Raw genomic sequence first — 4,976 nt, 5'->3', positions numbered from 1 at the left:
GTCTCGTTGGTGGCGTAACCGAACATGATGCCCTGGTCGCCGGCACCCTGGCGGTCGAGGTCGTCGACACTGTTGCCTTCGCGTGCCTCGAAGGCGTGGTCGACACCCTGGGCGATGTCGGGCGACTGTCCGCCGATGGAGATCGACACGCCACACGAGCGGCCGTCGAACCACACGTCGGACCCGGTGTAGCCGATGTCGGTGATGGTCTTGCGCACGATGCCCGGGATGTCGACGTAGCTCGACGTCGTCACTTCGCCGGCGACGTGCACGAGCCCGGTGGTGACGAGCGTTTCGACCGCGACGCGCGCCGCCGGGTCGACGGTGAGCATCGCGTCGAGGATCGAGTCGCTGACCTGATCGCAGATCTTGTCGGGGTGTCCCTCAGTGACCGACTCCGAGGTGAACAGGCGCAGGCTCAGCGGAAACTCCGAAGGATCAGGGGACGAGGTCCAGAATGCGGTGGGCGATCTCGGACTTGGAGCCCGACGCCTCGGTCACTCTATCGCCGCTGCCCGTCACGACGACGACGTCGTTGGTCGCCGTGCCGAAGCCGGTCGTCCAGCCGACCCTGTTGAGGACAAGAAAATCGACACCCTTGCGGGCCGCCTTCGCCCGGCCCAACTCGAGCAGCGCATCCGGATCGGCTTCGGTTTCGGCCGCGAAGCCGATGATCGTCTGCCCCGGACGCCGGGCGGTGGTCAGTTCGCGCAGGATGTCCGGGTTGCGCACGAGCCGCAGGTCGAGCACGTCGCCCTGCGTCTCCTTCTTGATCTTGCCCTCGGCCACGGTCTCCGGCCGGTAGTCGGCGACGGCGGCCGCCATCACCACGACATCCGCGGTCTGGGCCTCGTCAAGAGCGGCCTCGCGCAGTTCGGCGGTCGTCGAGACGTGCCGCACCGTCAGCCCCGCCGGGTCGGCATCGAGAACGCCGTCTTCGATGTTGGCGACGAGCAGCACGACGTCGGCTCCGCGGTCGGCAGCAGCGCGGGCAATGGCGACGCCTTGGCGTCCACTCGAACGATTGCCGATGAAGCGCACCGGATCGAGAGGTTCTCGCGTGCCCCCAGCGGTGACGAGGATGCGGCGGCCAACCAGATCCCTTGGGCCGACCAGCGCGAGGGCCGTGGCGACGATCTCGTCGGGCTCGGCCATGCGACCCGGACCGCTGTCGGTACCGGTCAGCTGCCCCGACGCCGGGCCCACAACGTGGATGCCGCGCTCACGCAGCGTCGCGATGTTGGCCACCGTCGCGGCGTTGTTCCACATCTCGGTGTGCATCGCCGGCGCGATGAGAAGCGGGGCGGTGCTCGCCAGGATCGTGTTGCCGAGCAGATCGTCCGCGGAACCTGTCGCGATCTTCGCGATCGTATTCGCGGTCGCCGGGGCGACGACGATCAAGTCCGCGGCTTGCCCGATCGCGACGTGGCGCACCTCGGCAACGCCCTCGTAGAGGTCGCTGTGCACGAGGTTGCGGCTGATCGCCTCGAGGGTCGGGCGGCCGACGAATCGCAGGGCGTTCTCGGTTGCGACGACGTGCACGTCATGCCCGGCGAGCACGAGGGCACGCACGACGCCGACGGCCTTGTAGGCCGCGATGCCGCCGGTGATGCCGACGACGACGTTCATCAGCGCGGGTGCCCCGTCTATAGAGAGAACTACTCCGCGATGTGCTTGAGGACGAGCTTGTCCTCGTTGATCTCGTGCATCGCGACCGACAGCGGCTTGTCGTCGATCGTCGAGTCGACGAGCGGGCCGACGTTGTCGAAGAGCGAGCCTTCGTGCAGGTCGGCGTAATAGTCGTTGATCTGCCGCGCGCGCTTGCTGGCGAAGATCACGAGCTGGTACTTCGAGTCGACCTTCGAGAGCAGTTCGTCGATGGGCGGGTCGATGATGCCGCTGGTGCGATCGGCCATGGGATGTCTCCTGACATGATTCTCAATAACGCTGTCGTGACACGAATCCGAACGGTGGCTCAGATTTTGGGCACTGCGAGCAATTCTACGACCTCACGCGCAGCTTGGCTGACGTCTCGGTTGACGACTTTCACATCGAACTCGTCTTGGGCCGCGAGTTCGACCTTCGCGGTGTCAAGTCGGCGCTGCTGTTCTTCGGCACTCTCCGTACCTCGCCCGACGAGTCGGCGCACGAGTTCGTCCCACGACGGCGGCAGCAGGAAGACCAGCAGTGCCTCCGGCATCGCGGCCTTCACGGCCCGCGCGCCTTGGAGGTCGATCTCGAGAAGCACGCTCTTGCCATCGGCGAGTGCCCGGTCGATCGGCGGTCGCGGGGTGCCGTAGCGAGACGCGTTGTGTACCGTGGCGTGTTCGAGGAACTCCCCGCGCTCGATCATCGCGTCGAATTCGGCGTCGCTGAGGAAGTAATAGTGCTCGCCGTCGAACTCACCGGGCCGTGGGGGTCGGGTGGTGGCCGAAACGCTCAACAGCACGTCGGGATAGGCCTCTCGGATGTGCCGCGACACCGTGCCCTTGCCGACCGCGGTCGGCCCGGCAAGCACCACGAGTCGACTCTGCCTGCGAGGCGCGACCCCTTGACGCGCACCCAGGTAGTCACGCAACTCCGCCCGCTGCCGCACGCCGAGTCCGCCGACGCGTTTCGACGCGGCGATTCCGAGGTCGGCCATGATCCGCTCGGTGCGGGTCGGCCCGAGGGTCGGAATGCTCTTCAGCAGCTCGCTGACCCGCAAGGTCGCCTCCGCGGCCGCGGGGTCGCCCGCCCACGCGCTCTCCGCAACGGCGAGGGCGGTGCGTTCGCGTGACGCGACCTGCCGCTTCACTTCGGCTCGAGCGCGTCGAGCGGCTACGGCAGCCCGGGATCCGGCGGCTCGGTCGACCTCGGGGGGCTTCACGCGGGGCTCCCGCGCAGCTCGGCCTGGGCTCGGTCGATGGCCGACGCGATCCCGTCGGGCCCGGCCCCGAGGATCTCCCGCGAGACGTGCGCGGCAACCTGCGGGGCTGCCACGCCGAAGAGGGCGGCAAGGTCCCCGAGGCGGGCACCTTGCGCCCCGAACCCGGGAGCAAGAATCGGGATGCCGCCCAGCGACTCGGGCGCGATCCCGTAGTCGGAAAGTCGGATGGTCGCACCCAGCACGAGCCCTGCGGTACCCGGAAGCGTCGCGACCTCGTCGACGATCCCGGCCGCGACGGAACGCCCATCGGCGCGCACCGCGGTCTGCGTCGCGACCGATTCGGGGTTCGATGTCGCGGTGACGACGATGACGCCCTTGCCGTGTCGCTCGGCCAGCTCCAGCACCCCGCTCAGTGACCCGAGCCCCTGGTAGGCGTACGCCGTCATCGCGTCGGCTTCGAGCGGCGACCCCGGCGCCAGCCAGGCTTCCCCGTAGGCATCGACCGTCGTGCCGATATCGCCGCGCTTGGCATCCGCGATCACGAAGAGTCCGGCCGCACGAGCAGCAGCGAGCACGTCCTCGAGCGCGGCAAAGCCAGCCGACCCGAGACGCTCGAAGAATGCGACCTGCGGCTTGACCAGCCCCGCCCGACCGGCCACGGCATCCACGGTTCTCAGCCCGAACTCACGCACCCCGGCCGCCGAATCCGGCAGCCCCCAGGTCGCCAGCAGCGCGGCGTGCGGGTCGATGCCGACGCAGAGCTGCCCCGACTCGGCGAGAGTCGCCAGCAGCCGCGTCGCGAAGGTCATCGGGCGACCGGCTCCCGCGCCGCCGCTTCTCGCGCGGCCAGGCTGGCGGCGCGATCCTTGGCGTAGTCCTGCAGCGACCGCACCCGCATGGCACCCCGGGCGACCTCGAACGAGGCGACGGCGGCACCGAGTTGGGCGATCGTGGTGAACAACGGCTTGTCGGCGGCCACGGTGGCCGTGCGGATCTCGAATCCGTCGGCGCGCGCGGAGCGTCCCGACGGCGTGTTGATCACGACATCGATCTTGCCCGCATTGATGAGTTCGACGATCGATGGGTCGTGGGCATCCGTCTCTTGGCCCATGAAGAACTTGCGAACCGTTGTCGCGGGGATGCCATTCCTGGCAAGAACTTCCGCCGTCCCCGACGTCGCGACGATGTCGAACCCGAGCTGGGTGAGCCGCAGAATCGGCAGCACGATCGCGCGCTTGTCACGGTCGGCCACCGAAACGAACACTGTCCCCGACGAGGGCAACCCGCCGTAGGCGGCATCCTGGCTCTTCGCAAACGCCCGCGGGAAGTCGGCGTCGATGCCCATCACCTCGCCCGTCGAGCGCATCTCGGGGCCGAGCACCGAGTCGACGACATGACCCTCGCTGGTGCGGAACCGCTTGAACGGCAGCACCGCCTCTTTCACTGAGATCGGGGCGTCGAGAGGCACGTACTCGCCGTCTTCGGCGGGCAACAGGCCGTCGGCGACGAGCTGGCGGATGCTGCGGCCCACCATGACAAGAGACGCGGCTTTCGCGAGCGGGATGCCCAGCGCCTTCGAGACGAACGGCACCGTGCGGGAGGCACGCGGGTTGGCTTCGAGCACGTAGAGCACGCCCGCACCGATCGCGAACTGCACGTTGAGCAACCCGCGCACGCCGATGCCTTCGGCGATCTTGCGGGTTGCTTCGACGACTTGGGACTGCACGTCGCGGCCGAGCGTCACGGGCGGCAGCGTGCACGCGGAGTCGCCGGAGTGCACCCCGGCCTCTTCGATGTGCTCCATGATGCCGCCGACGTACAGCTCTTCGCCGTCGTAGAGGGCGTCGATGTCGATCTCGAGCGCGTCGTCGAGGAACCGGTCGACCAGCAGCGGTGAGCCGGGCCCGATGATCGCCTGCTCGCGCACGCGGTCGAAGTAGTCCTCGAGGCTCGGAGTGTCGTAGACGATCTCCATGCCGCGACCGCCGAGCACGAACGAGGGGCGCACGAGCACCGGGTAGCCGATGTCTTCGGCGACGACGACCGCGGAGGGCGCATCCGTCGCCGTTCCATTCTTCGGCGCGAGCAGTCCGGCGGCGTCGAGGAT

5 protein-coding genes and 1 pseudogene are annotated in these 4,976 nt (G+C 68.5%); all 6 read right to left on the bottom strand.

Going from position 1 to position 4,976, the window contains the following annotated elements; all coding sequences use genetic code 11:
• The coding region (locus RMO30_RS04160; protein WP_309709900.1) for an S-adenosylmethionine synthetase N-terminal domain-containing protein at positions 1-422 on the bottom strand (422 nt) is incomplete at its 3' end.
• A gap of 16 nt (positions 423-438) precedes the next feature.
• Positions 439-1,629: a bifunctional phosphopantothenoylcysteine decarboxylase/phosphopantothenate--cysteine ligase CoaBC gene (coaBC, locus tag RMO30_RS04155; protein ID WP_309709897.1), complete on the bottom strand. Its 1,191-nt coding sequence runs from the start codon at positions 1,627-1,629 to the stop codon at positions 439-441.
• A gap of 29 nt (positions 1,630-1,658) precedes the next feature.
• Complete coding sequence (rpoZ, locus tag RMO30_RS04150) at positions 1,659-1,916, bottom strand: DNA-directed RNA polymerase subunit omega (protein ID WP_309709894.1); 258 nt, start codon at positions 1,914-1,916, stop codon at positions 1,659-1,661.
• 59 nt (positions 1,917-1,975) lie between these two features.
• Positions 1,976-2,869: a guanylate kinase gene (gmk, locus tag RMO30_RS04145; protein ID WP_309709891.1), complete on the bottom strand. Its 894-nt coding sequence runs from the start codon at positions 2,867-2,869 to the stop codon at positions 1,976-1,978.
• Entirely contained in the window at positions 2,866-3,678 is an 813-nt protein-coding gene (pyrF, locus tag RMO30_RS04140) for an orotidine-5'-phosphate decarboxylase (protein ID WP_309709888.1), read from the bottom strand. The genes gmk and pyrF overlap by 4 nt, the downstream gene beginning before the upstream one ends.
• Positions 3,675-4,976: pseudogene (gene carB / locus RMO30_RS04135) on the bottom strand (carbamoyl phosphate synthase large subunit); the annotation flags it as partial. The pseudogene carB and the gene pyrF, both read right to left, overlap by 4 nt.

The organism is Pseudolysinimonas sp. (assembly GCF_031389465.1).
In the GTDB taxonomy this organism is placed as follows: domain Bacteria; phylum Actinomycetota; class Actinomycetes; order Actinomycetales; family Microbacteriaceae; genus Pseudolysinimonas_A.
This window is presented reverse-complemented; position numbering and strand designations above follow the sequence as displayed.

Excerpts from the sequence above, each read along its gene's own strand:
- coaBC (WP_309709897.1), bottom strand. The coding sequence starts at position 1,629 with ATGAACGTCGTCGTCGGCATCACCGGCGGCATCGCGGCCTACAAGGCC.
- rpoZ (WP_309709894.1), bottom strand. The coding sequence starts at position 1,916 with ATGGCCGATCGCACCAGCGGCATCATCGACCCGCCCATCGACGAACTG.
- pyrF (WP_309709888.1), bottom strand. The coding sequence starts at position 3,678 with ATGACCTTCGCGACGCGGCTGCTGGCGACTCTCGCCGAGTCGGGGCAG.